General features: G+C 71.4%; 21 protein-coding genes and 1 tRNA gene. 15 read left to right on the top strand and 7 right to left on the bottom strand.

Features of this window, described 5'->3' with window-relative positions; all coding sequences use genetic code 11:
- Window positions 1-14: 14 nt before the first annotated feature.
- Window positions 15-1,286: an MFS transporter gene (locus tag ACWC2B_RS17940; protein ID WP_450717510.1), complete on the bottom strand. Its 1,272-nt coding sequence runs from the start codon at window positions 1,284-1,286 to the stop codon at window positions 15-17.
- 294 nt (window positions 1,287-1,580) lie between these two features.
- The gene (locus ACWC2B_RS17935) at window positions 1,581-3,158 is read right to left on the bottom strand and encodes a potassium/proton antiporter (protein WP_450717508.1); all 1,578 of its coding nucleotides are present in this window, start codon (window positions 3,156-3,158) and stop codon (window positions 1,581-1,583) included.
- Between the two features lie 243 nt (window positions 3,159-3,401).
- Here ACWC2B_RS17935 and ACWC2B_RS17930 point away from each other — a divergent pair, with 243 nt between their 5' ends.
- On the top strand, window positions 3,402-6,155 hold the full coding sequence (locus tag ACWC2B_RS17930; RefSeq protein WP_450717506.1) for a penicillin acylase family protein: 2,754 nt from the start codon (window positions 3,402-3,404) through the stop codon (window positions 6,153-6,155).
- Between the two features lie 23 nt (window positions 6,156-6,178).
- On the opposite strand, the gene ACWC2B_RS17925 is transcribed toward ACWC2B_RS17930, so the two are convergent.
- Window positions 6,179-6,772, bottom strand: coding sequence for a 5-formyltetrahydrofolate cyclo-ligase (locus tag ACWC2B_RS17925; RefSeq protein ID WP_450717504.1), 594 nt, complete (start codon window positions 6,770-6,772; stop codon window positions 6,179-6,181).
- Window positions 6,773-6,865: 93 nt separating this feature from the next.
- Here ACWC2B_RS17925 and galU point away from each other — a divergent pair, with 93 nt between their 5' ends.
- The 7 genes from galU to ACWC2B_RS17890 all read left to right on the top strand — a co-directional run bounded on the left by galU (window position 6,866) and on the right by ACWC2B_RS17890 (window position 12,317).
- Window positions 6,866-7,768 carry a UTP--glucose-1-phosphate uridylyltransferase GalU gene (gene galU, locus ACWC2B_RS17920; RefSeq protein ID WP_450717502.1) on the top strand — a complete coding sequence of 301 codons (903 nt, stop codon included), beginning with the start codon at window positions 6,866-6,868 and terminating at the stop codon, window positions 7,766-7,768.
- Between the two features lie 6 nt (window positions 7,769-7,774).
- The gene (glp, locus tag ACWC2B_RS17915) at window positions 7,775-9,076 is read left to right on the top strand and encodes a molybdotransferase-like divisome protein Glp (RefSeq protein WP_450717500.1); all 1,302 of its coding nucleotides are present in this window, start codon (window positions 7,775-7,777) and stop codon (window positions 9,074-9,076) included.
- 59 nt (window positions 9,077-9,135) lie between these two features.
- Window positions 9,136-9,633 carry a cyclic pyranopterin monophosphate synthase MoaC gene (gene moaC, locus ACWC2B_RS17910; protein ID WP_053729598.1) on the top strand — a complete coding sequence of 166 codons (498 nt, stop codon included), beginning with the start codon at window positions 9,136-9,138 and terminating at the stop codon, window positions 9,631-9,633.
- Window positions 9,630-10,226 (top strand): MogA/MoaB family molybdenum cofactor biosynthesis protein, encoded by a 597-nt coding sequence (locus ACWC2B_RS17905; RefSeq protein ID WP_450717497.1) that lies wholly within the window; start codon window positions 9,630-9,632, stop codon window positions 10,224-10,226. The genes moaC and ACWC2B_RS17905 overlap by 4 nt, the downstream gene beginning before the upstream one ends.
- Window positions 10,223-10,867 (top strand): GNAT family N-acetyltransferase, encoded by a 645-nt coding sequence (locus tag ACWC2B_RS17900; protein WP_450717588.1) that lies wholly within the window; start codon window positions 10,223-10,225, stop codon window positions 10,865-10,867. Before ACWC2B_RS17905 ends, ACWC2B_RS17900 begins: the two co-directional genes overlap by 4 nt.
- Before the next feature lie 152 nt (window positions 10,868-11,019).
- Window positions 11,020-12,168, top strand: coding sequence for a divisome protein SepX/GlpR (gene sepX / locus ACWC2B_RS17895; RefSeq protein ID WP_450717495.1), 1,149 nt, complete (start codon window positions 11,020-11,022; stop codon window positions 12,166-12,168).
- Between the two features lie 75 nt (window positions 12,169-12,243).
- Window positions 12,244-12,317, top strand: a tRNA-Ala gene (locus ACWC2B_RS17890).
- A gap of 85 nt (window positions 12,318-12,402) precedes the next feature.
- On the opposite strand, the gene ACWC2B_RS17885 is transcribed toward ACWC2B_RS17890, so the two are convergent.
- Window positions 12,403-12,888 carry a GNAT family N-acetyltransferase gene (locus tag ACWC2B_RS17885; RefSeq protein ID WP_450717493.1) on the bottom strand — a complete coding sequence of 162 codons (486 nt, stop codon included), beginning with the start codon at window positions 12,886-12,888 and terminating at the stop codon, window positions 12,403-12,405.
- A gap of 58 nt (window positions 12,889-12,946) precedes the next feature.
- Between ACWC2B_RS17885 and ACWC2B_RS17880 the strand changes: the two genes are divergently transcribed.
- Window positions 12,947-13,750, top strand: a complete 804-nt coding sequence (locus ACWC2B_RS17880; RefSeq protein WP_450717491.1) for an exodeoxyribonuclease III — start codon at window positions 12,947-12,949, stop codon at window positions 13,748-13,750.
- A 129-nt stretch (window positions 13,751-13,879) separates the two neighbouring features.
- Here ACWC2B_RS17880 and ACWC2B_RS17875 read toward each other — a convergent pair whose 3' ends face one another.
- Entirely contained in the window at window positions 13,880-14,500 is a 621-nt protein-coding gene (locus tag ACWC2B_RS17875; RefSeq protein WP_450717586.1) for a MerR family transcriptional regulator, read from the bottom strand.
- A gap of 401 nt (window positions 14,501-14,901) precedes the next feature.
- Between ACWC2B_RS17875 and ACWC2B_RS17870 the strand changes: the two genes are divergently transcribed.
- The 3 genes from ACWC2B_RS17870 to ACWC2B_RS17860 are packed head-to-tail and all read left to right on the top strand — an operon-like array spanning window position 14,902 to window position 18,259.
- Window positions 14,902-16,434 (top strand): flavin-containing monooxygenase, encoded by a 1,533-nt coding sequence (locus ACWC2B_RS17870; RefSeq protein WP_450717489.1) that lies wholly within the window; start codon window positions 14,902-14,904, stop codon window positions 16,432-16,434.
- A complete protein-coding gene (locus tag ACWC2B_RS17865; protein WP_450717487.1) occupies window positions 16,431-17,366 on the top strand; it encodes an alpha/beta fold hydrolase in 936 nt (311 codons plus the stop codon). Before ACWC2B_RS17870 ends, ACWC2B_RS17865 begins: the two co-directional genes overlap by 4 nt.
- Entirely contained in the window at window positions 17,363-18,259 is an 897-nt protein-coding gene (locus ACWC2B_RS17860; RefSeq protein WP_450717485.1) for an SDR family oxidoreductase, read from the top strand. Before ACWC2B_RS17865 ends, ACWC2B_RS17860 begins: the two co-directional genes overlap by 4 nt.
- Window positions 18,260-18,640: 381 nt before the next feature.
- Here ACWC2B_RS17860 and ACWC2B_RS17855 read toward each other — a convergent pair whose 3' ends face one another.
- A complete protein-coding gene (locus tag ACWC2B_RS17855) occupies window positions 18,641-21,895 on the bottom strand; it encodes a S41 family peptidase (RefSeq protein WP_450717483.1) in 3,255 nt (1,084 codons plus the stop codon).
- Window positions 21,896-22,050: 155 nt separating this feature from the next.
- Here ACWC2B_RS17855 and ACWC2B_RS17850 point away from each other — a divergent pair, with 155 nt between their 5' ends.
- Complete coding sequence (locus ACWC2B_RS17850) at window positions 22,051-22,626, top strand: TetR/AcrR family transcriptional regulator (RefSeq protein WP_450717481.1); 576 nt, start codon at window positions 22,051-22,053, stop codon at window positions 22,624-22,626.
- Window positions 22,627-22,735: 109 nt separating this feature from the next.
- Window positions 22,736-24,976: an MMPL family transporter gene (locus tag ACWC2B_RS17845; protein WP_450717479.1), complete on the top strand. Its 2,241-nt coding sequence runs from the start codon at window positions 22,736-22,738 to the stop codon at window positions 24,974-24,976.
- 145 nt (window positions 24,977-25,121) lie between these two features.
- Here ACWC2B_RS17845 and ACWC2B_RS17840 read toward each other — a convergent pair whose 3' ends face one another.
- Window positions 25,122-25,526, bottom strand: coding sequence for an SsgA family sporulation/cell division regulator (locus ACWC2B_RS17840; RefSeq protein WP_450717477.1), 405 nt, complete (start codon window positions 25,524-25,526; stop codon window positions 25,122-25,124).
- A 211-nt stretch (window positions 25,527-25,737) separates the two neighbouring features.
- Between ACWC2B_RS17840 and ACWC2B_RS17835 the strand changes: the two genes are divergently transcribed.
- The gene (locus tag ACWC2B_RS17835) at window positions 25,738-26,814 is read left to right on the top strand and encodes an energy-coupling factor ABC transporter permease (RefSeq protein WP_450717475.1); all 1,077 of its coding nucleotides are present in this window, start codon (window positions 25,738-25,740) and stop codon (window positions 26,812-26,814) included.
- The last annotated feature ends 1 nt before the right edge of the window (window position 26,815 follow it).

Here is a 26,815-nt window from a genome sequence, read left to right as displayed (position 1 = left end):
CGTATTCCCCGGGATCAGTCCACCGTGACGGGGACACGGTGACCGACGCCACGCGCCACGGTACGTCCCGACGGGCGCGGGGAGAGCCGGGAGCGCAGTGCGAGCAGCGTGACCAGGGCCAGCGCCGTGCCCGCCATCGGCACCAGGAATCCGGCGGTCGAACCGTGGGCGTCGGTCAGCCGCCCGGCCACGGTGACGGCGGCGGCCTGGCCCAGCGCGACCGCGCCGGTCAGCCAGGTGAACGCCTCGGTGCGGGAGGTGGCCGGGACCAGCGTCTCGACCAGCGTGTAGCCGGTGATCAGGGCCGGGGCGATGCACAGGCCGACGATCAGGCCGAGGCCGCCGAGCAGCAGCGCGGAGTGCGCCGCCCACAGTCCGGAGGCCGCCAGCGTCAGCGCCGCGTAGCCGGCGATCAGCCGGGTGCGGGGCGCGGACTTCCAGGCGATGGCGCCGCAGGCGATGCCCGCCAGCATGTTTCCGGCGGCGAAGATGCCGTAAAGGACGCCGTTGATGCCGGGGTTGCCGATCTCTTCCGCGAAGGCGGTCAGCGAAACCTGCATGCCGCCGAAGACCGCGCCGATGCCGAGGAAGGCCATCGCCAGGACGCGTACGCCCGGGATGGACAGCGCGGAGGTGTGCTCGGCCGCCTCGTGCTCGGCGGCGCTGCGGACCGGCGGCTGGGTGCCGCGCCGTGCCGCGAACAGGAGGCCGCCGACGAGGGTCAGCGACGCCTCGGCGATGAGCCCTGCGGCCGGGTGCACGCCGGTGCACAGGGCGGTCGCCAGGACCGGGCCGATGACGAAGGTGAACTCGTCGGTGACCGACTCGAAGGCGGCGGCGGTCGCCATCAGGGGCGAGCCGTCGAGCTTGTTGGCCCAGCGGGCCCGCACCATGGGGCCGACCTGCGGGACCGAGGCGCCGGTGGGCACGGCCGCGATGAACAGCGCCCACAGGGGCGCGCCGGCCAGCGCGAGGGCGGTCAGCGCGGACACCGAGGCCGCGTGGACCAGGACGCCCGGCACCAGGACCGCGCGCTGTCCGAAGCGGTCCGCGAGCTTGCCGCTCTGCGGGGCGAACAGCGCCATGGACACGCCGGTGAAGGCGGCGACGGCGCCCGCGCCCCCGTAGGAGCCGGTGGTGTGCTGGACGAGCAGGAGGATGCCGATGGTGAGCATCGCGAAGGGCTGCCGGGCGGCGAAGCCGGGCAGGAGGAAGGACAGTGCGCCAGGTGTGCGCAGAAGCTGCCCGTAACCGGGCCGCTTGTCAGAAGTGACCGTGGATGCCACGGCCCCTTGCCTTTCTGCCGCCTGGTAGCGCGCCCCATGCACAGATCTGTGGGTGCGGGCGTTGCCGAGAGCTGTCCTCTTGCGCGGAACTGCGGTAGATGCCGGGGCTACTGCGGGGAGCTCCCGACCGCCATACGGTCGCGCCAGCTCTGCGTCAGGCAGAGTTGGTCGATCAGTGGTGTGCCTTCATGATACAGAGGTTTGGCACCCCGTGCCTACGAATCCGCACGGAGTGCCAAGTTTCGGCCTGTGTTTATTGGGCCGACACGCGGCTTAACGGCGGCGCCACGCGCCTTAATGAGCCGTTCGCCTGGGCTTCGCCTTCTTGGGAGGCTCGCTCGCTTCGCCCCCGGTGCCCAGCCAGCCCGCCAGCTTTCCGCCCTGGCCGACCGCCCGCAGCCGGTTCTCGGCCGCGTCCCGTACCGGATCGGTGGCCACCACCAGAAGCTCGTCGCCGTGACGCAGCACGGTCGTGGGCCCCGGCACGAAGCTCTTGCCGTCGCGTACGACCAGGGTGACGGCGGCGCCCGGCGGCAGCCTCAGTTCGTGCACCTCGACGCCGTGCATCCTCGACTTCGGCGGGATCGCCACGGAGAGCAGATGGCCGCGAAGCCGCTCCAGGGGGGCCGATTCGACGCCCAGGTCGGCGGCCTCGTCGGTGTCGGAGAGCTGGAGCTTGCGGGCCAGCCACGGCAGTGTCGGACCCTGGATCAGGGTGTAGACGACGACCAGGATGAAGACGATGTTGAAGACCTTCTCGCTGCCGTCGATCCCGGAGACCATGGGAATCGTGGCGAGGATGATGGGCACGGCGCCGCGCAGGCCCGCCCACGACATCAGGGCCTTCTCCTGCCACGGCATCCTGAAGGGCAGCAGGCTGAGCAGCACTTCCACCGGCCGCGCGACCATCGTCAGGACCAGGCCGATGATCACGGCCGGCCAGAAGTCGGCGCCCAGGTTGTGCGGGGTGACCAGCAGGCCGAGCAGGACGAACATGCCGATCTGGGCGATCCAGCCGAGCCCGTCGGCGAAGCCGCGGGTGGCGGGCCAGTGCGGCAGCTTGGCGTTGCCGAGCACCATGGAGGCGAGGTAGACCGCGAGGAAGCCGGAGCCGTGGGCCATCGCGCCGGCCGCGTAGGCGCTCACGGCGATCGCCATGACCGCGATCGGGTAGAGACCGGACGCGGGCAGGGCCACATGGCGCAGTCCGTACGATCCGAGCCAGCCCACCGCGAGCCCGACCGAGGCGCCTATGGCGAGCTCCAGGGCTATCTTCCCGACCAGCAGGTACCAGGAGTCGACAGGCCCCGGTGTGGAGAAGGCGACGACCAGGATCACCACGGGGGCGTCGTTGAAGCCCGACTCGGCCTCCAGGACGCCGGTGATGCGCGACGGCAGGGGCACCTTGCGCAGGACCGAGAAGACGGCCGCGGCGTCCGTGGACGACACCACCGCGCCGATGATCAGTGACTGCCGCCACTCCAGGCCCACCAGATAGTGCGCGCCCGCCGCCGTGACCCCCACGCTCACCGCGACGCCGACGAGCGACAGCACCACGGCCGCCGGCAACGCCGGCCTGATCTCCTTCCACTTGGTGCCCAGGCCGCCCTCGGCCAGGATCACCACCAGTGCGGCATAGCCGATCACCTGCGTCAGTTCCGCGTCGCTGAACTTGACGTGGAAGATGCCGTCCTGCCCGATCGCGATCCCGATGCCGAGATACAGGAGCAGGCTGGGGAGCCCGCTGCGGGACGAGATGCGCACCGCGGCGACGGCGATGAGCAGGACGAGCGAGCAGATGAGCAGGAGTTCGTTGAGCTGGTGGACAGTCAGTGGCCGATCCTTCCCCTCAGGTGCCGCCGGGCACCCCATGAAAATCGTGCATCCCAAGGCGCCGGGTGCGCATCCGGGGACTCCTGGGACGCACCTGGTGAAACGTTCCTTCGCCCAAGGTACTTCGTTACCTTACCTAATCTTTGACGCTTTCTTTACGCGCGGGCTCATGTGCGCGACGCCCCGGTGCGCGAACTCAGACACCGCGTCGGGGGCTGTCAGCGGCTGCGCCTATGGTTGCTCCCAGCACTCCTGGACCACCCTGCCCCTCGAAGGACAGCGATGCCCGCCACCACAACCGCCCCTTCCGCCGGTACGACGGCCGGCAAGACGAGCAGGAAGAGGGGACGCCGCCTGAGGCTGTTCGTCCTCGTCCTGGTGCTGGCGCTGGTCGCGGGCGTGGCCTACGGCGCGTACTGGTCGGTGAGTACCGTGCGCGCCTCGTTCCCGCAGACCACCGGCACCATCAAGCTCCCGGGCCTGACCGGCCAGGTCGAGGTCAAGCGCGACGACTACGGCGTCCCGCAGATCTACGCCGACAGCGACGCGGACCTGTTCATGGCGCAGGGCTACGTCCAGGCGCAGGACCGCTTCTGGGAGATGGACGTCCGGCGCCACATGACGTCGGGCCGGCTCTCGGAGATGTTCGGCAGCGGTCAGGTGGACACCGACGCCTTCCTGCGCACGCTGGGCTGGCGCAAGGTCGCGCAGCAGGAGTACGACACCAAGCTGTCGCCCGCCACCAAGCAGTACCTCCAGGCGTACGCGGCGGGGGTGAACGCGTACCTGAAGGGCAAGGACGGCAAGGACATCTCCGTCGAGTACGCGGCCCTCGGCTTCACCAACGACTACACGCCCGAGACCTGGTCGCCGGTCGACTCGGTGGCCTGGCTCAAGGCGATGGCCTGGGACCTGCGCGGCAACATGCAGGAAGAGATCGACCGTTCGCTGATGACCAGCAGGCTCAGCGCGAAGCAGATCAACGACCTGTACCCGGCCTATCCCTCCGCCACCCACCGACCCGTCGTCGACGAGGGCTCGTACAACAAGGCCACCGGGAAGTTCGACCCCCAGCGCGCCGCGACGGGCTCCGACGGGGCCTCGGGGACCGCCCAGGGCGCCCTCCAGGGGATGCAGAGCCAGCTGTCGGCGCTCTCCGACACCCTCGACAAGATCCCGGCGCTGCTCGGCCCCAACGGCAGCGGCATCGGCTCCAACTCCTGGGTGGTGTCGGGCCAGTACACGACGACCGGCATGCCGCTGCTCGCCAACGACCCGCACCTCGCGCCGATGATGCCCTCGCTCTGGTACCAGATGGGCCTGCACTGCCGGACCGTCTCCGGCAAGTGCAACTACGACGTCGCGGGCTACACCTTCTCCGGCATGCCCGGCGTGGTCATCGGCCACAACCAGGACGTCTCCTGGGGCTTCACCAACCTCGGCGCCGACGTGACCGACCTGTACCTGGAGAAGATCTCCGGCTCCAGCTACCTCTACGACAACCAGGAGAAGCCGCTCGCCACGCGCGAGGAGGTCATCAAGGTCGCCGGCGGGCCCAGCAAGACCATCACGATCCGCGAGACCAACAACGGCCCCCTCGTCTCGGACCGCGACGACGAGCTGGAGAAGGTCGGCCAGAAGGCGCCCGTCAACTCCGCGGCCCCCGACCGGGGCACCGGCTACGCGGTCTCCCTGAAATGGACGGCACTTGAGCCCGGCAAGTCCATGGACGCGGTGTTCGCGCTGAACCGCGCCACCGACTTCAAGTCCTTCCGGGCCGCCGCCAAGGACTTCGAGGTCCCCTCGCAGAACCTGATCTACGCCGACACCAAGGGCAACATCGGCTACCAGGCCCCCGGCAAGATCCCGGTGCGCGCCGAGGGCGTCGACGGCACCATGCCGGCCCCGGGCTGGGACTCCAAGTACGCGTGGAAGAAGGGCTACATCCCCTTCGACGCGCTGCCCTACGAGTACAACCCCAAGCGGGGCTTCATCGTCACCGCCAACCAGGCCGTGATCGACGACAAGAAGTACCCGTACCTGATCACCAAGGACTGGGGATACGGCACCCGCAGCCAGCGGATCAACGACCTCATCGAGTCGAAGACCAAGGGCGGCGGGAAGATCTCCACCGAGGACATGCAGAAGATGCAGATGGACAACAGCAGCGAGATCGCCGCGCTGCTGACGCCCGCCCTGCTGAAGATCAACGTGCCGGACCCGGCCGTCCGCGAGGCGCAGAAGCTCCTTGAGGGCTGGGACTACACCCAGGAGAACGACTCGGCGGCCGCCGCCTACTTCAACTCGGTGTGGCGCAACGTCCTGAAGCTGGCGTTCGGCAACAAGCTGCCCAAGGAACTGCGTCCCAAGGGCGAGTGCCTGTACGTGACTCCGCCGGCCGGCACCGGTCCGGTCGACGACCCCAATCAGAAGGTCCAGGAGTGCGGCGAGCGCGACGGCGACTCGGCGCAGCCCGACGGCGGCGACCGCTGGTCCGAGGTCGTCCGGAAGATCTTCAACGACCAGAACAACACCTGGTGGCAGTCGCCCGCGACCCGTCTCGACAAGGCCACCACGACGCGCGACCAGCTGCTCGCCCGGGCCATGAAGGACGCCCGCTGGGAGCTGACCGCCAAGCTCGGCAAGGACACCACGACCTGGAGCTGGGGCCGGCTGCACCAGCTGATGCTGAAGAACCAGACCCTCGGCAAGGAGGGCCCGGGCTTCCTCCAGTACGTCCTCAACCGCGGCCCGTGGAACCTGGGCGGCGGCGAGGCCGCGGTCAATGCCACCGGCTGGAACGCGGCGAGCGGCGACTACGGCGTCACCTGGGTCCCCTCGATGCGGATGGTCGTCAACCTCAAGGACTTCGACAAGTCCAAGTGGATCAACCTCACCGGCGCCTCGGGCCACGCCTACAGCGCGCACTACTCGGACCAGACCGAGAAGTGGGCCAAGGGCCAGCTCCTGGACTGGTCGTTCAGCGGCAAGGCGGTCGACGGGTCAACCGTGGACACGCTGAAGCTCACGCCGTAGTACGGGCCTTGTGACACCGGCCTTCAGGCGTTGAAGCGCGTCACCCCGTAGGGGGTGACGACAGCCTGCACGGGGTGGTCGTGCGGTTCCTCCGGGACCCGCGCGACCACCTCGTTCGCATAGAGGAGCACCACCAGCGCGGGCGCGCTGCCGGACGCCTCGATACGGGCGAGGACCCGGTCGTAGGAACCGCCGCCCCGGCCGAGCCGCATCCCGCGCGCGTCCACGGCGAGGCCGGGCAGCAGCACGGTGTCCGCGGCCGTCACGGCGTCCGGGCCGAGCCGCTCGCCCTCCGGTTCGAGCAGCCCGCGCCCCGCCGGCAGGAGGTGCTCGGGCCCGGAGTAGGCGGCCCAGTCCAGATCGTTGTCCGCGAGCAGCACCGGAAGCAGCACCCGTACACCCCGGGCGTACAGCGAGTGGACCAGGGCGCGGGTGCCCGGTTCGCGGCCCACCGAGATGTACGCGGCCACCGTGCCGGCCGCCGCGAGTTCGGGCAGGGCCAGGGCCCGGTCGGCGAGCGCCAGGGAGGAGGCGAGCAGTTCGTCGTCGCTCAGCCGCTTCCTGGCGTCGAGAAGGCTGAGCCGCAAGAGGGCCTTTTCGGACGTTTGGTCACTCACCGTGCTTCTGCAATCCCCTCAAATGCGTGGGTAAGAGAGCGAATTCACCGACGGATCATCTTCCGCACATAGGCAGCGGATAGTGTGCCCCGCATGACTCAGTCGCCCCCACGGATCACCAAGGCTGTCATCCCCGCGGCCGGGCTCGGTACCCGGTTCCTTCCGGCCACCAAGGCCACCCCGAAGGAAATGCTGCCGGTGGTGGACAAGCCGGCCATTCAGTACGTGGTGGAGGAGGCGGTGGCGGCGGGCCTCTCCGACATCCTGATGGTGACCGGCCGCAACAAGCGTCCTCTGGAGGACCACTTCGACCGGAACTACGAGCTGGAGTCGGCGCTGACCCGAAAGGGCGACGCGGACCGCCTCGCCAAGGTGCAGGAGTCCAGCGACCTGGCGACCATGCACTACGTACGCCAGGGGGACCCGCGGGGTCTTGGCCACGCCGTGCTGTGCGCGGCCCCGCACGTGGGCAGCCAGCCCTTCGCGGTGCTCCTCGGCGACGACCTGATCGACGCCCGCGACCAGCTGCTCTCGCGGATGGTGGAGATCCAGGAGCACGAGGGCGGCAGCGTGATCGCGCTCATGGAGGTCGACCCCGAACAGATCCACCTCTACGGCTGCGCGGCCGTCGAAACCACCGCTGAGAGTGACGTCGTACGGGTCACCGGACTCGTCGAGAAGCCCGAGGCCGCCGAGGCGCCCTCCAACCTCGCCGTCATCGGCCGCTATGTCCTGGACCCGGCCGTCTTCGACGTGCTGCGCACCACCCAGCCGGGCCGCGGCGGCGAGATCCAGCTCACCGACGCCCTCCAGCAGATGGCCGCCGACGAGTCGATCGGCGGCCCCGTGCACGGCGTCGTCTTCAAGGGCCGTCGCTATGACACCGGCGATCGCGGAGACTATCTGCGAGCCATTGTCAGACTGGCGTGCGAACGTGAAGACCTGGGCCCGGACTTCAAGGCCTGGCTTCGCCGGTACGTCACCGAGGAGATGTAGGCACCCGTGAGCAACACGATCTGGTCGGTGGACGAGCACCTGGACGACATCCTCGCCGCGGTCAGGCCGCTCGAACCGATCGAGCTGCAACTGCCCGACGCCCAGGGCTGCGTCCTGGTCGAGGACGTCACGGTGTCCATCGCCCTGCCGCCCTTCGACAACAGCTCGATGGACGGGTACGCGGTGCGGGTCGCCGATGTCGCGGGCGCCAGCGAGGAGTTCCCCGCGGTGCTCACCGTCATCGGCGACGTCGCGGCGGGCAGCGGTGAACTGCCCACCGTGGGCCCCGGCCAGGCCGCCCGGATCATGACCGGCGCCCCGCTGCCGCCCGGCGCCGAGGCCGTCGTCCCCGTCGAGTGGACCGACGGCGGGACCGGCCGGGGAGCCGCCACCACCATGCGGCCCGCGGGAGACGCTCCCGAAGGGGCGAGCGGCGAAGTGCGGGTGCACCGCCCGGCCGAGGCCCGCGCCCACGTCCGCGCGCGCGGCAGCGACGTCCAGGTGGGCGACCTCGCGCTGACGGCCGGCACCGTGCTCGGCCCGCCCCAGATCGGCCTGCTCGCAGCCATCGGCCGAGGCGCGGTCACCGTGCGGCCGCGCCCGCGCGTGGTGGTGCTCTCCACGGGCAGCGAACTGGTGCAGCCCGGCGAGGAGTTGGGCCAGGGCCAGATCTACGACTCCAACAGCTTCGCGCTGGCCGCCGCCGCCCGGGACGCGGGCGCCATCTCCTACCGCGTCGGCGCCGTCACCGACGACGCGGACGTCCTGCGCGACACCATCGAGGACCAGCTGATCCGCGCCGACCTCCTGGTCACCACCGGCGGGGTCAGCGTCGGAGCGTACGACGTCGTCAAGGAGGCGCTGTCCTCCGTAGGAGACGAGGACGAGCCGGGCAGCGGCGTCGACTTCCGCAAGCTGAAGATGCAGCCGGGCAAGCCCCAGGGCTTCGGCTCGATCGGCCCCGACCACACCCCGCTGCTCGCCCTCCCCGGCAACCCGGTCTCCTCGTACGTCTCCTTCGAGCTGTTCGTACGCCCCGCGATCCGCACCCTGATGGGCCTCGACGACGTGCACCGGCCGACCGCGCGCGCCGTCCTGAAGGCCGACAAGGCGCTGTCCTCGCCCGCGGACCGGCGCCAGTTCCTGCGCGGCGCCTACGACGCCGAGGCGGGCACCGTCCGCCCGGTCGGTGGCTCCGGATCGCATCTGATCGCGGCGCTCGCGCAGGCCGACTGCCTGATCGTGCTGCCCGAGGACACCACGTCGGCGGAGCCCGGCAGCGAGGTGGAAGTGGTCCTGCTCGGCTGAGTGTCAGTCGGTGGGGGTACGGTGTCTGCCCACAGAAGCCGTACCGGGAGCGCCACCGAATGAGTACGACGCAAGGCAGGCTCACGCACATCGACGAGGCGGGTGCGGCCCGCATGGTCGACGTCTCCGAGAAGGACGTCACCGCACGCACCGCCCGCGCGAGCGGCCGCGTGCTCGTCTCGCCGCGTGTCGTGGAGCTCCTGCGCGGCGAGGGCGTCCCCAAGGGAGACGCCCTGGCCACCGCCCGCATCGCCGGGATCATGGGCGCCAAGCGCACCCCCGACCTCATCCCGCTGTGCCACCCCCTGGCAGTCTCCGGAGTGAAGCTCGACCTGTCGGTCGCCGACGACGCGGTGGAGATCCTCGCGACGGTGAAGACCACCGACCGCACGGGCGTCGAGATGGAGGCGCTGACCGCGGTGTCGGTGGCGGCCCTCACCGTCGTCGACATGGTCAAGGCGGTCGACAAAGCCGCCGTGATCACCGATATCAGGGTCGAGGAGAAGACCGGCGGCAAGTCCGGCGACTGGAACCGGCCCGAGGCGGCCGGAGCATGACGCCCCCGCAGCCCGCCACGACCCCGCCGAGGCCCGGCCCGCAGGCGGCGGCGCCCTTCCCCCTGGGCGGCGAAGGGCTCGGCGAGGCGCTTCTGGCTCCGTACGCCGCGCTCGTCGTCACCGCCTCCAACCGGGCGGCCGCCGGGGTGTACGCGGACACGGGCGGCCCGCTGCTCGCCGAGGGCCTCGCCGCGCTCGGCTTCGCGGTGGACGGCCCGCTGGTCGTGCCCGACGGCGCCCCGGTCGGGCAGGCGCTGCGCGCGGGCGCGGCCGCCGGGTACGACGCGATCGTCACGACCGGCGGCACCGGCATCTCGCCCACCGACCGCACCCCCGACGCGACCCGGGGCGTCATCGACTACGAGGTCCCCGGCATCCCCGAGGCCATCCGCGCCGAGGGCCTGGCCAAGGTCCCCACCGCCGCCCTCTCGCGAGGCCTTGCCGGAGTGGCGGGCCGCACCCTGATCGTCAACCTGCCGGGCTCCACCGGCGGTGTACGCGACGGGCTCGCCGTCCTGGAGCGGATCCTGCGGCACGCCGTGGACCAGATCCGCGGCGGCGACCACCCGAGACCCGCGGGGAGCCCGAGCTGAACGTTCCTTCCTGGCCGGTCGAGCTCGCGGAGGGCGATGTGGTCCTCCGCCCCATAAAGGCGCGCGACCAACGGGCCTGGCGCGAGGTCAACCGGCGCAACCGCGACTGGCTGCGGCCCTGGGAGGCGACGATCCCGCCGCCCGCGCCCGGCGCGCCCTTCGCCCAGCGCCCCACGTACCGGCAGATGGTCCGCCACCTGCGCGCCGAGGCCAACGCGGGCCGCATGCTGCCGTTCGTCATCGAGTACCAGGGCCGTCTGGTGGGCCAGTTGACGGTCGCCGGGATCACCTGGGGCTCGATGTGCTCGGGCCACGTCGGGTACTGGGTGGACCGCGAGGTCGCGGGCCGGGGCGTGATGCCGACGGCCGTCGCGCTCGCCACCGACCACTGCTTCCGCACGGTGGGGCTGCACCGCATGGAGGTGTGCATCCGCCCCGAGAACGCGCCGAGCCGCCGGGTGGTGGAAAAGCTCGGTTTCCGCGAGGAAGGGCTGCGCCCGCGCTATCTCCACATCGACGGCGCGTGGCGCGACCACCTGGTGTACGCGCTCACCGCGGAGGAAGTCCCCGACGGGCTGCTCGCCCGGTGGCGGCGAGCCCGCGAGTCCCATCACGGGAACACGGGAAACACCGGAAAATGAAATAAACGTTCGAATTCGATCGCGATCCGATCCCTCTCTCGCGTCGAACGATCTGAGAAATCACAAAAAAAGCCGGTGATATCAGCCAGATCGTGCGACACACCGGCTCAATTGGCGTATCCCCGCGCGCCCGCCCCTCTACGGTGTGGGGTGTGAGCAGCAGCGGCCTCATTTACGCAGTCATCGTCGGGGCCTGGGCCGCCTACTTGGTGCCGATGTGGCTCCGCAGGCAGGACGAACTCAACGAGGCCCGTCCGACGGAACGCTTCAGCACCGCCATCCGGCTGCTGTCCGGACGGTCGGCCATGGAGCGCCGGTACGCCAAGGAGCTGCGCCAGCGGGCCACCGAGGAGGCAGAGCCCGAGGCGACACGCGGGACCCCTCCGGACGCCCCGACGGAACTCCTCGCGACTCCGGGGGAGTCCACGGGCGCCCGGGAATCCGCCGTGCCCCCGGCCCGCGAGGCCCGGCCCGCGCGGCACGAGCGGCCGGAACCGCCGGAGCCACGGCACGAGCAGCCGGAGTCCCTGGAGCCACGGCACGAGCGGCCGGAACGTCCCGAGCCGCGGCGTGAGCGCCCCGCGAACTTCGCCTCGGCGGAGCGGGCCCGGCGCGCCCAGCGCAGCGCCGTGCTCGCCCGGCGCCGGCGCACCACCGTCGTCCTCTTCCTCGCCTTCACGCTGGGCGCGGTCGTCGCGGCGGTCGGCGGACTCGGTTTCCTGTGGGCGCCGGCCGTCCCGGCCGCCCTGCTGAGCGCGTACATCGTGCACCTGCGGATCCAGGAGCGACGGCGCTTCGCGTTCACCATGGACCGCCGTCGCGCCGAGGCCGCGGCCCAGCGGCTGCGCGAGAGCCGGCCGCGCGCCCGGGCCACGGCGCCGGGCACCGAGGCCGACGACGAAGCCGAGTCCCACCACCCGGCCCCCGTGCCCGAGCCCGCGCCCGCCCCGGCCCTCTCCCCGCAGGAGGCAGGGCGGCGCGCCCTGGTCGAGCAGACCGACCACCAGGAGTGGGTCGACCAGCAGCGCGAGCGCGGCCCCGAGCGCGGCGCCAGCTGGGACCCGGTGCCGGTCCCGCTGCCCACGTACGTCACCGCGCCCGTCGCCCCGCGCGCCACCGGCAGCATCGACCTGGGCGCCCCCGACACGTGGTCCTCGGCCCGCTCCTCGACCGCCGACCCCACCCCGGCCCCGCCCGCCGCCGAGCCGCCCCCGAGGCAGCGCACGGGCCCAAGTCGCCGCCGCACCCCGCTCTTCGACCAGTACGCCGACGAGGACCGCCCCCGCGCCGCCAACGAATGACCTGGCTCTCGCTGACCAGCGAGGAACGGATTTCCAAGCACTCCCATCCGGGTGCTAAGGTTTCACTCGTTGCAAGGGCCTGTGGCGCAGTCCGGTAGCGCACCTCGTTCGCATCGAGGGGGTCAGGGGTTCGAATCCCCTCAGGTCCACAACAACGAAGAGATCCCGTCCGATCATCACGATCGGGCGGGATCTCGTCGTTTCCGGGAGCGGTCGACGCCCCCGCCGGGCCCCTCAGGAGTCCGCGAGCGGCTTCGCGAAGCAGCGGCTCGTGTCGTACGTGCGGTAGTGGCCGAACTTTTCGCAGGGTTCGTAGCCTGTCGAGGCGTACAGGGTGATGGCCTCGGGTTGCTTTATGCCGGTTTCCAGGACCATGCGGGTGCGGCCGGCCGCGCGGGCGTCGGCTTCCAGGGCGGCGAGTATGCGGCGGGCGAGGCCCAGGCCCCGGGCTTCGGGGACGACGTACATGCGCTTCAGCTCGGCGTCGCCGTCGCGGTAGTTCTCCTCGTTGGCCTCCTGGCTGCGCCAGCCGCCGGTGGCCACCGGGTGCCCCTCGCTGTCGTACGCGATCAGGTACAGGCCGCGCGGGGGCAGGAACATGGCGGCGTCCAGGGGCGTGATGTCGCCCTCGTCCCCGTACCGCTCGGCGTATTCGAGCTGGACCTGGTCGTTGAGCTTCACGGCGTCGGGGTGATCGTAGCCGAGCTGGCGGATAATCATGCGCAATAGCGTACTTCTATGCGAGGGCTGAATGGTGCCGGGTCGGTAGGGTGCCGGGATGCTCACTGTTACCTCTGTGAATGTAAACGGGCTGCGGGCCGCCGCCAAGAAGGGCTTCGTGGAGTGGCTCGGGGGGACCGGGGCCGACGTGATCTGCCTGCAGGAAGTGCGGGCCGAGCCCCACCAGCTGCCCGCCGAGGCCGGCGCGCCCGAGGGCTGGTTCGCCGTGCACGCGCCGGCCGCCGCGAAGGGCCGCGCCGGTGTGTCGCTGCTCACCCGGCGCGAGCCGGACCGGGTGCGGATCGGGTTCGGGAGCGAGGAGTTCGACGGCAGCGGGCGCTATGTCGAGGCGGACCTGCCCGGTGTGACCGTCGCCTCCCTGTACCTGCCCTCCGGCGAGGTCGGCACCGAGCGGCAGGACGAGAAGATCCGCTTCATGGCGGAGTTCCTGGAGTACCTCAAGGGGCTCAAGGCGCGGGCCGCCGCCGACGGGCGCGAGGTCGTGGTCTGCGGCGACTGGAACATCGCCCACCAGGAGGCCGACCTCAAGAACTGGAAGGGCAACAAGAAGAACTCCGGCTTCCTGCCCGAGGAGCGGGACTGGATGACGCGGGTCTTCGACGCGGCCGACGGCGGCTACGTCGACGTGGTGCGCGCCCTGAACCCGGACGTCGAGGGGCCGTACTCGTGGTGGTCGTACCGGGGACGGGCATTCGACAACGACACGGGCTGGCGCATCGACTACCAGGTCACGACCCCCGGGCTCGCCGAGCGGGCCGTGAAGGGGTTCGTCGAGCGGGCCGCGACGCACGGGGAGCGGTGGAGCGATCACGCGCCTGTGACGGTGGTCTACGACTTGTAGGGCGGAGGGACAGGGGGCGCCGCCCTGGGTGGACCCGGGGGTGGCGGTCGGTGCCTCCGGTGGGCCCCAGCCCGGCCCGGTGGGCCCCAACCCGGCCCGGCGGCCCACTCACCGGAACCCCGGGCCCCGTCAGGGCTCCTGTGAAAGTCGCCGGTCCAGGGCCAGCGACAGTTCGGCGTCCACCACCGCCTTGGCCAGCGGGCGCAGGCGTTCGGCGTCCTCCGGGGCCGCGTGGGTGCGCAGGAGGTCGGTGAAGAGGGCGGCCAGGGCGTCGGCGTGTTCGCGGACTTCGCGGCCCGCGGCCAGCACCGCCGCCAGCGGGACGCCCTCACGGACCAGGGAGGCCGAGACGTCCAGGAGGCGGCGGCTGATGTGGACGATCTCCTCGCCGGAGACGGCCAGGTAACCCAGGTCGAGCGCGGCCGCCAGGTTCTCGGGGGTGACCTCGCCCGCGAAGTGGTCGGCCAGTGCCTCCGGGGTCAGGCGCACGGGCGTCTCCTCGGTCGGCTCGACCAGGCCCAGCGCCTCTCCCGCATCCCGGCCCGACTCGAAGGCCGAGGTCAGGTCCGCGATGCCGGACAGGGTGTGGCCGCGCTCCAGGAGTGCGGAAATCGTGCGCAGGCGGGCCAGGTGGTGGTCGTCGTACCAGGCGATACGGCCCTCCCGGCGCGGCGGCGGGATCAGGCCGCGCTCGCGGTAGAAGCGCAGGGTGCGTTCGGTGATCCCGGCCTTCCGGGCGAGCTCCGCCATGCGGTATTCGCGGACGGTGTCAGTCGGAGCGGGCTTCGGCGTGCGGTGTCCGGGGGCGGTATCGGTCGGGGCCGGTTCCGGTGTGCGGTGCTTGTGGACGGTGTCGGTCGGGGCCGGTTCCGGCATGCGGGACTCGTGGACGGCGTCGGGCCGCTCCGGCGTACCGTTGGCGCGGCCGCTCTCTCGCGCCCCCACCCCGCGTGCCCCCGCCCGGCGTACTTTGCCGACGCCCTCACTTGCCTGGTCTTCTGCCACCCCGTCAGCCTATGCGGTGGCCGGCGCCCCGCGCCGACGAGTCGTACCGGCGGTAACTTCCCCGCCCGTACCCCTACCGCTCGGTATGTGACTGCTCTACCCTCCCAACAGTGCCAGTGATTACTGGCGGAATGGGAGGCGGTGGCATGGGCCAGCACGAGCACGAGCACGAGCATGTGCGGGTGGCGGTGATCGGGTCGGGGTTCGGTGGGCTCGGGGCGGCGGTTCGGCTGCGGCGCGAGGGCATCACCGACTTCGTCGTCCTGGAACGGGCCGACTCCGTCGGCGGCACCTGGCGCGACAACAGCTACCCGGGGTGCGCCTGCGACGTGCCCTCGCACCTCTACTCCTTCTCCTTCGCGCCCAACCCCGACTGGCCCCGCACCTTCTCCGGGCAGGAGCACATCCGCGCCTACCTGGAGCACGTCGCCGACGTCTTCCGGCTGCGCCCGCACATCCGCCTCGGTCACGAAGTCACCATGATGCGGTGGGACGCGGAGCGGTTGTGCTGGCAGATCGAGGTCGGCGGCAACGGGGTCACGCTCACCGCTGACGTCGTCGTTTCCGCCACCGGGCCGCTTTCCGATCCCAAGATGCCGGAGATTCCGGGGCTCTCCACCTTCCCCGGCAAGGTGTTCCACTCCGCTCGCTGGGACCACGACTACGACCTGCGCGGCAAGCGCGTCGCCATGGTCGGCACCGGTGCGTCCGCGATTCAGATCGTGCCTACCATCCAGCCCGACGTCGCCCGGCTGACGCTCTTTCAGCGGACGCCGCCCTGGGTCATGCCGCGAATGGACCGTGAAATCACGGGAGTTGAGCGCTGGCTGCACCGCCAGCTGCCGTTCACCGGGGCCGCCCGGCGCGGACTCCTGTGGGGCATACGGGAGTTGCAGGTCAGCGCGTTCACCAAGCGGCCCAACGAGCTCGGGCTCATCGAGTCGCTCGCCAAGTCCAACATGGCCCGCGCCATCAAGGATCCGGCCCTGCGCGCCAAGCTCACGCCCGACTACCGGATCGGCTGCAAGCGGATCCTGCTCTCCAGCTCGTACTATCCGGCGCTCGCCGAGCCCAACGTGGACGTAGTCGCCTCCGGACTCGCCGAGGTGCGCGGGTCCACCGTCGTCGCCGCCGACGGCACCGAGGCCGAGGTCGACGCGATCATCTTCGGCACCGGGTTCCACGTCACCGACATGCCCATCGCCGACCGCGTCGTCGGCGCCGAGGGGCACACGCTCGCCGAGTCGTGGAAGGACGGCATGCAGTCGCTGCGCGGGGCGACCGCGGCCGGGTTCCCCAACTGGATGACGATCATCGGGCCCAACACCGGCCTCGGGAACTCCTCCATGATTTTGATGATCGAGTCCCAGCTCAACTACATGGCCGACTACCTGCGGCAGCTGAACGTGCTCGGCGGCCGCGCCGCGCTCGCCGCCCGGCCGTCCGCCGTCGGCGCCTGGAACCGGCGGGTGCAGGAACGCATGAAGCGGACCGTGTGGAACACCGGCGGCTGCACCAGTTGGTACCTCGATGCCAACGGCCGCAACACCACCGTCTGGCCGGGCACCACCAGCGAGTTCCGCCGCGCGACCCGCGAGGTGGACCTGGGGGAGTACGAGGTCGTACGCCCCCCCATGCCTGAGCGGGAGCCCGTCGAGGCGTCGGCGGTGTCCGCGTGAGGCCGGCCGGGGCCGCGCGGGCCGGGGTGTGCGCCCCTCCCGTCGCCGAGCGCGAGCTGACCGCCCGTTCCGCCGACGGCACCCCGCTGCACGTCGAGGTGCACGGGCCCGCCGACGCGCCCGCCGTCGTCCTCGCGCACGGCTGGACCTGCTCGACCGCGTTCTGGGCGGCACAGATCCGGGCGCTGTCCGGGGAGTGCCGGGTCATCGCGTACGACCAGCGCGGTCACGGGCGTACGTCCGCCGCCTCCGGCTACTCCACCGAGGCGCTCGCCGACGATCTCGAAGCGGTGCTCGCGGCGACGCTCGCGCCGGGTGAACGGGCCGTGCTCGCCGGGCACTCCATGGGCGGCATGACCCTCATGGCGGCCGCCGGACGGCCCGGGCTGCGCGAGCACGCGGCGGCGGTCCTGCTGTGCAGCACGGGCGCGTCGCGGCTCGTGGCCGAGTCGCGGGTGGTGCCGATGCGGGCCGGGTGGCTGCGGACGGGGCTCACTCGGCGCATCCTGGGATCGGGGGCGCCGCTCGGGCCGGTCACTCCGCTCGCCAAGAAGGTCCTGCGGTACGCGACGATGGGGCCCGGGGCCGCGCCCGACAAGGTCGAGGCGTGCGCCAGGATCGTGCACGCCTGCCCGCGCGACGTCCGCCAGGACTGGTCCCATGTGCTGGCCGAGCTCGAACTAGGAGTGCTGGTACGGGAATTGACGGTGCCCACCGCCGTGGTGGTCGGCAGCGTGGACCGGCTCACACCGCCCGTGCACGCGGAGCGGATCGCGGCCGGGCTGCCCGACTGCCGCTCGCTCGACGTCCTCACCGGCGTCGGGCACATGACGCCCATCGAGGCGCCCGAATTCATCACCGAGAAGATCCGCGCGCTGGTGGCCACGCATCTCGCCGCCCCCGCCGTCGACGCCGAGGAGCGTGCCGTATGAACAGGGTCAGTCTGGAAGGGCAGGTCGCGGTCGTCACCGGTGCGGCCCGGGGTGTCGGCGAACTCCTCGCACGCAAGCTGTCGGCGCGCGGCGCCAAGGTCGCGCTCGTCGGGCTCGAACCCGACGAGCTGAAGCAGGTCGCGGCCCGGCTGCACACCGAGGCCGAGTCCTGGTACGCGGACGTCACCGACCACGAGGCGATGGCGCGGGTCGCGGGCGAGGTCAAGGAACGGTTCGGGAAGGTCGACATCGTCGTCGCCAACGCGGGCGTCGCCTCCGGAGGGCCGTTCGTCGACTCCGACCCGGACGCCTGGCGCCGGGTCATCGAGGTCAACCTCATCGGCGGGGCCGTGACGGCTCGCGCCTTCCTGCCCGTACTGATGGAGTCGCGCGGGTACTTCCTCCAGATCGCCTCCCTCGCGGCGATCACCCCGGCGCCCATGATGACGGCGTACTGCGCGTCCAAGTCCGGCGTCGAGGCGTTCGCGCACAGCCTGCGCGCGGAGGTGGGCCACAAGGGGGTGCGGGTCGGGGTCGGGTACCTGTCCTGGACCGACACGGACATGGTGCGGGGGGCCGACCAGGACGATGTGATGCGCGAGCTCCGGTCTCGGCTGCCGTGGCCCTCGAACCGGACGTATCCGCTCGGGCCGGCCGTCGACCGGATCGTCGCGGGGATCGAGCGGAGGTCCTCCCATGTGTACGCGCAGTGGTGGTTGCGGGGGATGCAGTCCGTGCGGGGGTACTTGCCTTCGGTGATCGGGGTGGTGGGGGCGCGGGAGATGCGGCGGTTCGAGCCGAGGCTCCGCGGGGTCGGGCGGGGGCTGGTCGGGGCAGGCGGGGCGGCGGACGAGGCGGCCCGGCGGTCTTTCCCCACCCCGCCCCTTCCCTAGACCCTCCGGGGGTTGTGGTGTGCTGGCTGGACTCTCCTGGGGCTCCGCCCCAGACCCCGTTCGCGCCTGAAGGGCGCTCGTCCTCAAACTCCCCCAAGGCCTTAAGGGCCAGGGGGGACCCCCATGACAGGCTGAAATGCCCCGGTGCGGGCCAGCACCAGTACTGCTTAGAGCCTGTGTCTAAACCCCGTCCGGATCAGGCAGGCGCCACGGGCCCGGGCGGGGTTTAGACACAGGCTCTTAGGGGCGCGGGGAACTGCGCGAAGCGGCTCCACGGCTCGCAGGCCGGAAGGCATGGGGGCTGGGGGCGCCCGGAATGGCCAACTCCCTTACCCTGCGAGCGCTTTCTGGGTTGGGGGGCGGCCCGAAAGCCTCACCCCCCTACCCCCTCGGCGGCAACTTAGGCCGCTGGCGGTTCGGCGTCGTCGTGTAGCCCGGGGGGACCGAGGCCGGGTGGAGGGTCAGCAGGTCAAGGGCCAGGCGGACCGCGTCGTCCAGTTGGGCGTGGCGCCCCTCCGCCCAGTCCAGGGGGGTGCGCAGGATCTCCAGGTCCGGCTCCACCCCGTGGTTCTCCACGGACCACCCGTACTCGTCGAACCACGCCGCGTTCATCGGCACCGTGATCACCGTGCCGTCCCCCAGCGTGTGACGGCCCGTCATGCCGACCACCCCGCCCCAGGTGCGCTGGCCCACCACCGGGCCCAGTTTCAGGAGGCGGACGGCTGCTGTGATCATGTCGCCGTCCGAGGACGTCGCCTCGTCCGCCAACGCGACTACCGGGCCCCTCGGGGCATTTGACGCGTACGACACCGCCTGGGCGTTCCTCGTCAGGTCCCAGCCCAGGATCCGGCGGGTCAGTTTCTCCACCACCAGCTCGCTGATGTGGCCGCCCGCGTTTCCCCGTACGTCCACGATCAGGGCCGGGCGGCTCACCTCCAGGCGCAGGTCCCGGTTGAACTGGGCCCAGCCCGAGCCGCCCATGTCCGGGATGTGCAGGTAGCCGCACTTGCCGCCGCTCAACTCCCGTACCACCTCGCGGCGTTTGGCCACCCAGTCCTGGTAGCGCAGGGGGCGCTCGTCGACCAGGGGGACCACGGCCACCCTGCGCGACCTGCCCTCGCCCTCGGCCGGCTGGAAGGTCAGCTCCACCGTCGTGCCGCCCGAGCCGGCGAGCAGGGGGTAGGGGCCGGCGACCGGGTCGACGGGGCGGCCGTCCACGTGGGTCAGGACCGCGCCCTCGCGGATGCCCGCGCCCGCCAGGGGTGAGCGCGCCTTGGAGTCGGAGGAGTCGCCGGGCAGGATGCGCCGGATCTGCCAACTCCCGTCCCGGCAGACCAGGTTGGCGCCGAGCAGGCCCTGGGCGCGCTGGTAGTGCGGGGGGCCCTCGTTGCGGCGGGCGGCGGTGACGTACGCGTGTGAGGTGCCCAGTTCGCCCAGTACTTCGCGGAGCAGGTCCGCGAACTCGTCCGGGGAGGCGACCCGTTCCACCAGCGGGCGGTACTGGTCCAGGATCGTCGACCAGTCGATTCCGCACATGTTCGGCTCCCAGAAGTAGGAGCGGATGATGCGGCCCGCCTCGTCGTAGGCCTGGCGCCACTCCAGGGCCGGGTCGACGTTGTGCAGGATGCGGCGCAGGTCCAGATAGACCGTGGAGTCGCTGTCGCCCGACTCGGTGGCGGGCACCGCCCGCAGCTCGCCCTCGTCGACCACGACGAGCCGGCTTCCGTCGCCGCTGACCGCGAAGTAGTCGAGGTGCTCGACCAGTTCGGTCCTGCGGGCCTTGGAGATGTTGAAGTGCTCCAGGGTGGGGCGGCCGGAGGTGTCGGCCGGGTTGGCGAAGGTCTCGCCGAGCGCGCCCGAGATGGGCCAGCGCAGCCAGACCAGGCCGCCGCCCGAGACCGGGTGGAGCGCGGAGTACTTCGACGCCGAGACCGGGAACGGGGTGACCCGGTTTTCCAGGCCCTCCACCTCCACCGTCACCGTGCCGTCGGCCGAGTCGTCCAGCGGGTCGAGGCCGCCCGCCGCGGGCCGCCCGTCCGGCGACAGCGCGAACGGCGAGGGCGTCGCCGAGGACAGCGGCACCAGGTAGGGGCGGCAGCCGAGCGGGAAGGACAGGTCGCCGGTGTGGACGTCGTACACCGGGTCGAAACCGCGCCAGGACAGGAACGCCAGATAGCGGCCGTCGCTGGTGAACACCGGGTTCTCGTCCTCGAAGCGGCCGTTGGTGACGTCCACGACGGTGCGGGCGCCGGGTCCCGAGATGCGGGCCATCTTGATCTGGCGCAGCGAGCGGCCGATGCCCGGGTGCGACCAGGTCACCCAGGCCCCGTCCGGAGAGAAGGCGAGGTCGCGGACCGGGCCGTTGACGGAGCGGATGAGCTCCGTGACCTCGCCGTTGGAATCCTCGGTGACGTCGATGAGCAGCAGGCGGCCGTCGTTCGCGGCGATCGCCAGCCGCTCGCCGTCGGGGTCGGACACCATCTCCTGCACCCGGCCGAGTTCGCCGGCCGCGAGGCGGCGCGGCTCGCGCTCGCCGCTCGCGCGCGGCAGGAAGGCGATCTCGACGGCGTCCTCGCCGTCCGCGTCGGTGATGTAGGCGACCTGGCCTCCGCTGCCCAGCATCTCGGGCAGCCTGACCCGTACGCCCGGAGTGTCGGCGATGGTGCGGGCCGGGCCGTCGCGGTGGGTCAGCCAGTACAGGCTGCCGCGGACCACGACGGCGCTGGCCCGCCCGGTGGTGTCGACGGACAGCGAGTCGACGTGGTTGGCGGCCGGTACCTGGTAGCTGCGGCGCCCCGCGCGCGGCCCTCCCAGGCGTACGTCCAGCTTGCGCGGCGCCGAGTCGGGGGTGAGGTCGTCCACGATCCACAGGTCGCCCGCGCACTGGTAGACCACCCGGTGGCCGTCGCTGGAGGCGTGCCGGGCGTAGAAGGCGTCGTGGTCGGTGTGCCGGGTCAGGTCGCTGCCGTCGGGCAGGCAGGAGTACAGGTTGCCGACGCCCTCGTGGTCGGAGAGGAAGGCGATGCGGCCCGCCACGAACATCGGCGCGTCGAGGTGGCCGCCGATGTCGGGGAGCAGCCGTTTTCCGTGCAGCCACAGGCGTCCGGTGGCGCCGCCGCGGTAGCGCTTCCAGGCGGCCGGCTCGTGCGGCGGCTTTCCGGTGAGCAGCAGGGTGCGGCGCTCGCCGTCCACGTCGGTGACGGCGATGTCGGAGACCGGGCCCCAGGGGAGCTTGCCGCCGGGGGAGCCGTCGGTGGGCACGCTGTAGGCCCAGGAGAAGTACGAGAACGGCTGGCCGTGCGAGGACACCGCGAGGATGTGGCCGTCGGGCGTCCAGCCGCACACCCGGGTGTCGGAGGACCCCCAGTACCCGATCCGGCGGGCCGGGCCGCCGGTCACCGGGGCCAGATGGATCTCCGGGTCGAGGCTGCGCCAGGTCGTGTACGCGATCTGGCTGCCGTCGGGCGAGAAGCGCGGGTGGCCGATCTTGGTGCGGTCGACGGTGACCCGCCAGGCGCGGGACGGGCTGTGCCCGGCCGGCACGAGCGGGGCGACCCACAGGTCGTCCTCGGCGGCGAAGCACAGCAAGTCGTCGTGCAGATGCGGGAACCGGAGGTACGCGGCGTCGTCACTCACCCCCCAATGCTTTCCGCGCGAGGTGCCCGCGGCAACTCGTAGGAGCGCTTTATTCCGTTCCGACACCTGTGGTCGAGAACACAAGCGAAACGGTTCCGTTTCGCTCGGGGCCGGGGTTACGTTCGTACCGTACGCACAAGGAGAGGAGGTCGATCATGGCGGGCAGGCTCACCCCGGAACGCGAGGCGGAGCTCTACGAAGCCGTGCTCGATCTGCTGCGCGAGGTCGGTTACGACGCCCTCACCATGGACGCCGTCGCCACCCGCACCCGCTCCAGCAAGGCCACCCTCTACCGCCAGTGGGGGAGCAAGCCCGAGCTGGTCGCGCGCGCCCTGCGGCACAACAAGCCGGTCAGTCTCGCCGAGATCGACACCGGCTCGCTGCGCGGCGACTTCCAGGCGATGGTCGCCCGCGAGGACGACTGTCAGATGGAGAAGGACTCCGCGCTGATGCGGGGTCTGATGCGGGCCGTCCACGACCATCCCGAACTCCACAAGGCGCTGCGCGAAGTGCTGATCGAGCCGGAGATCACCGGCCTCGACACGGTGCTGCGGCGCGCGGTGGAGCGCGGCGAGGTCAGTGCGGACAACCGCGCGCTCCCCTATGTCGTGCACATGATGGTCGGCGCCTTCGCCGCCCGGCAGTTCATCGAGGACCGCCCGGTCGACCAGGCCTTCCTCGCCGACTACTTCGACGCCGTGGTCCTCCCCGCCCTCGGCGACCCCCGCTAATAGGCTTTCCCTAGCAGCAACCGCCCCACCTGACGCGCGCCGCTCTCGTCGTCGGGCTGGTTTCCCATGCCCTGCTGGTTCCATACGACTTGACCGGGAGTACGCCCTCGTGGCCACGTTCCTCTACCGCCTAGGCAGGTTCGCCTTCCGGCGCCGCCGCTACGTCGCCCTGGTGTGGGTGGCGCTGCTCGCCCTCGCCGGGTTCGGCGCCGCCTCCGCCACCACCGCCACCTCCTCCTCCTTCTCGATCCCGGGCACCGAGGCCCAGCGCGCGTTCGACCTGCTCAAGGAGCGGAACCCGAACGCCACCGCCGACGGCGCCACCGCCCGGATCGTCTTCAAGGCGCCCGAAGGCCAGAAGATGGCCGACAAGGCCAACAAGGCCGCCGTCGAGAAGACGATCGCGGGCCTGAAGGCCGGCTCGGACCAGGTCGCCGACGTGACCGACCCGTTCAAGGCCAACGCCGTCTCCAAGAACGGCCAGGGCCCGATCGCGTACGTCCAGGTCTCGTACAAGGTCAACGCGATGCAGCTGACCGACGACACCCGCGACGCGCTCAAGAAGAGCGGCGACGGGGCGAAGGCGGCCGGGCTCACCGTCGAGATCGGCGGTGACGCGCTGCAGGCCATGCCGGAGCAGGGGGCCGGCGAGATCATCGGCGTGATCATCGCGGGCGTCGTCCTGGTGATCACCTTCGGTTCCCTTGTGGCGGCCGGGCTCCCGCTGCTCACCGCGCTCATCGGCGTCGGCATCGGCATCTCCACGATCACCGCGCTCGCCAACGTCCTCGACCTCGGCACCACCACCGGCACCCTCGCGATGATGATCGGGCTCGCGGTCGGCATCGACTACGCGCTGTTCATCGTCTCCCGCTACCGGGCCGAGCTGGCCGAGGGCAGGGAGCGCGAGGAGGCCGCTGGACGGGCCGTCGGAACGGCCGGTTCCGCCGTGGTGTTCGCGGGTCTGACCGTGGTCATCGCGCTGGTCGGCCTCGCCGTCGTCAACATCCCGATGCTCACCAAGATGGGCGCGGCCGCGGCCGGCACGGTCGTCATCGCCGTCCTCATCGCGCTCACCCTGATCCCCGCGCTGCTCGGCTTCGCCGGCAAGCGCGTGCTCGGCCGCAAGGCCCGCAAGGCGTACGAGCAGGGCGGCAAGGTCGCCGATGCCAAGCCCAACATGGGCACCCGCTGGGCGAGCTTCGTGCTGCGCAAGCCGGTGTGGGTGCTGCTCGTCGGCGTGCTCGGCCTCGGCGCGATAGCGCTGCCGGCCGGCTCGCTGCAGATGGGACTGCCGGACGACGGCTCGCAGCCGACCTCCACCACGCAGCGCCGCGCCTACGACACCCTCTCCGAGGGCTTCGGGCCCGGCTTCAACGGGCCGCTCATGGTCGTCGTCGACGGCAAGGACAGCACGGACCCGCAGGGCGCGGCCAACAAGACGGTCGACGCGATCAAGAAACTCCCGGACGCGGGCCCGGTGCTCCCGCCCCAGCTCAACAAGGGCAGCGGAAACGATACGGCGACCATCATGGTCATCCCGAAGTCCAAGCCGTCCTCCACCCAGACCGAGGACCTGGTCCACTCGATCCGGGACACCAGCGACGCGATCAAGGCCGAGACCGGGGCGAAGCTCCTGGTCACCGGCTCGACCGCGATGAACATCGACTTCTCGCAGAAGATGAACGACGCGCTGCTGCCCTACCTGGCACTCGTCGTCGGACTCGCCTTCCTGCTCCTGATGGTGGTCTTCCGCTCGGTCCTGGTCCCGCTGAAGGCGGCCCTCGGCTTCCTGCTCTCGGTGGTCGCCGCCCTCGGCGCGGTCGTCGCGGTCTTCCAGTGGGGCTGGCTCGGCTCGCTGTTCGGCGTGCAGCAGACCGGCCCGATCATGTCCATGATGCCGATCTTCATGGTGGGCGTGGTCTTCGGTCTCGCGATGGACTACGAGGTCTTCCTGGTCACGCGGATGCGCGAGGCGTACGTCCACGGCGAGCGGCCGGGGCAGGCGATCGTCACCGGGTTCAAGCACGGCGCCCGGGTGGTGACCGCGGCCGCGGTGATCATGATCGCGGTGTTCTCCGGCTTCATCGGCTCCAGCGAGCAAATGATCAAGATGATCGGCTTCGGTCTCGCGATCGCGGTGTTCTTCGACGCGTTCGTCGTCCGCATGGCGATCGTGCCCGCGGTGCTCGCCCTGCTCGGCGCGAAGGCCTGGTGGCTGCCGCGCTGGCTGGACCGGGTGCTGCCGAACGTCGACGTCGAGGGCGAGGGCCTGCGCAAGCAGCAGGAGAGCGCCGAACTCGACGGGGACGGCGACCCCGACGGCCGCCGTCAGCTGGCGCGGGTCTGACCCCCGCCCCCTGAACGCCGGGACCCCGCGCATCGAGCGGCCGCGGGTCCCGGCCGACGCCAACGGCCTGTGGGGACGGGACCGCCGGCGTCCCTCGGCCCCTCGTGCGCACCGCGCACGGGGGGCCTCCGCGCGTCCGGGGACTTCAGTGGTGGCGGCCCGCCGGGGACGGGGCCGCCCGTGCGTCGGTGGCGTACGTACGGCGCAGGAAGCGGACCAGCGGCGAGCTGTCGAACTGGACCACCGCGACCCCCTCCGGCGAGTGGAATTCGAGGACCGTCTGGGCGCGCCCGCACGGCCACACCTCCACGTCGCCGCGCCGGGCGGGCGCCCGCAGGCCCGACTCCAGGAGGTCGCGCGGGAAGACCCATTCGTTGCCGCCCGGGAAGGCGAAGCAGACCGTGCCGGGGGAGTCGGCGGGGTCGTAGCGCAGGGCCACCGGGACGGGGTCGGTGAGCGGGGCGTCCGTGACGATCCGGGCCCGGGCGTGGTCCTCGACGGAGCGGCCGTCGGCGTGGTCCTCGGCGTGGTCCTCGACTGTGGGGGACATCGGTCGCTCCTCACGCTGGGTACTGAATGACATGCTGTTCGCGCTATTTGGTATCAAATGTCCCATATTTTTCGGGCAAACCCCCAGCGAGCCGGCTTGGCACTTGGTACTCAGCCGCTCTTGCGAGCCATTCGCAACAGGGCACTATCATCAAACGGTTCTGCGCATGCCGCGCAGGGAAGAGGACGCCACCGGAAATCGGAGTCCACCCATGCACGTACCCGATGGATTCATCAACGCACCTGTATCGGCGGTCACAGGTGCGGTCGCCGCCGGAGCCGTCGCCGTCAGCCTGCGCGGGGCGCGTAGGGAACTCGGGGGCACCTCCCACGCATTGAGCAGTGGGGGAGAGAAGACGGCGCCGCTCGCGGGCCTGGTCGCCGCGTTCATCTTCGCCGTACAGATGCTGAACTTCCCCGTAGCGGCCGGCACCAGCGGCCATCTGCTCGGCGGGGCGCTCGCCGCGATCCTCGTCGGGCCCTACACCGGCGTGCTGTGCGTGTCCGTGGTCCTGCTCATGCAGGGCATCCTCTTCGCCGACGGCGGCCTCACCGCGCTCGGCGTGAACATCACCGACATGGCGCTCACCACCACCGTCGTGGCCTACGCCCTCTTCCGCGGCCTGGTGAAGGTGCTGCCCCGCACCCGCCGCTCCGTCACCGTCGCCTCGTTCGTGGCCGCGCTGCTCTCCGTCCCGGCCGCCGCCCTCGTCTTCACCGCGATCTACGCGCTCGGCGGCACCACCGACGTGCCGATCGGCAAGGTGCTCACCGCGATGGTCGGCGTGCACCTCCTGATCGGCATCGGCGAGGCCGTCATCACCGCGCTCACCGTGGGCGCCGTCATCGCCGTACGCCCCGACCTCGTGCACGGGGCCCGCGGCCTGACCACCCCGCTCAAGCTGCGCGTCGGCGGCGAACTCGTCGACGCCCCGGCGGCCGCCCCCGCCGCGGCCCGCACCCGGTCGACGAGGAAGGTGTGGGGCATCGGCATCGTCACCGCCCTCGTGCTCGCCGGGTTCGTCTCCTTCTACGCGTCGGCCAGCCCCGACGGCCTGGAGAAGGTCGCCCACGACAAGGGCATCGACACCAAGACCAAGCAGCACGCCAGCTCCGACTCGCCGCTCGCCGACTACTCCGTCAAGGACATCGGCGACGCCCGCCTGGCCGGCGGCCTCGCCGGAGTGATCGGCGTCGGCGTCACCGTCGCCGTGGGCAGCGGCGTGTTCTGGGTCGTACGCCGCCGCCGTACGGAGCCCGCTCCCGAGCGCACCCCGGAAGCGGTCTGAC

Source organism: Streptomyces sp. NPDC001415, from assembly GCF_053597395.1.
Note: the sequence above shows the minus strand (reverse complement) of the source record. Positions and strands in the feature narration are given on the sequence as shown.

Excerpts from the sequence above, each read along its gene's own strand:
- ACWC2B_RS17840 (WP_450717477.1), bottom strand. The coding sequence starts at position 25,526 with ATGTCCCCCACAGTCGAGGACCACGCCGAGGACCACGCCGACGGCCGC.
- ACWC2B_RS17885 (WP_450717493.1), bottom strand. The coding sequence starts at position 12,888 with ATGATTATCCGCCAGCTCGGCTACGATCACCCCGACGCCGTGAAGCTC.
- ACWC2B_RS17905 (WP_450717497.1), top strand. The coding sequence starts at position 9,630 with ATGACGCCCCCGCAGCCCGCCACGACCCCGCCGAGGCCCGGCCCGCAG.
- galU (WP_450717502.1), top strand. The coding sequence starts at position 6,866 with ATGACTCAGTCGCCCCCACGGATCACCAAGGCTGTCATCCCCGCGGCC.
- ACWC2B_RS17870 (WP_450717489.1), top strand. The coding sequence starts at position 14,902 with ATGGGCCAGCACGAGCACGAGCACGAGCATGTGCGGGTGGCGGTGATC.
- ACWC2B_RS17935 (WP_450717508.1), bottom strand. The coding sequence starts at position 3,158 with ATGGGGTGCCCGGCGGCACCTGAGGGGAAGGATCGGCCACTGACTGTC.
- ACWC2B_RS17880 (WP_450717491.1), top strand. The coding sequence starts at position 12,947 with ATGCTCACTGTTACCTCTGTGAATGTAAACGGGCTGCGGGCCGCCGCC.
- ACWC2B_RS17930 (WP_450717506.1), top strand. The coding sequence starts at position 3,402 with ATGCCCGCCACCACAACCGCCCCTTCCGCCGGTACGACGGCCGGCAAG.
- ACWC2B_RS17835 (WP_450717475.1), top strand. The coding sequence starts at position 25,738 with ATGCACGTACCCGATGGATTCATCAACGCACCTGTATCGGCGGTCACA.
- ACWC2B_RS17875 (WP_450717586.1), bottom strand. The coding sequence starts at position 14,500 with ATGGCGGAGCTCGCCCGGAAGGCCGGGATCACCGAACGCACCCTGCGC.
- ACWC2B_RS17850 (WP_450717481.1), top strand. The coding sequence starts at position 22,051 with ATGGCGGGCAGGCTCACCCCGGAACGCGAGGCGGAGCTCTACGAAGCC.
- moaC (WP_053729598.1), top strand. The coding sequence starts at position 9,136 with ATGAGTACGACGCAAGGCAGGCTCACGCACATCGACGAGGCGGGTGCG.
- ACWC2B_RS17860 (WP_450717485.1), top strand. The coding sequence starts at position 17,363 with ATGAACAGGGTCAGTCTGGAAGGGCAGGTCGCGGTCGTCACCGGTGCG.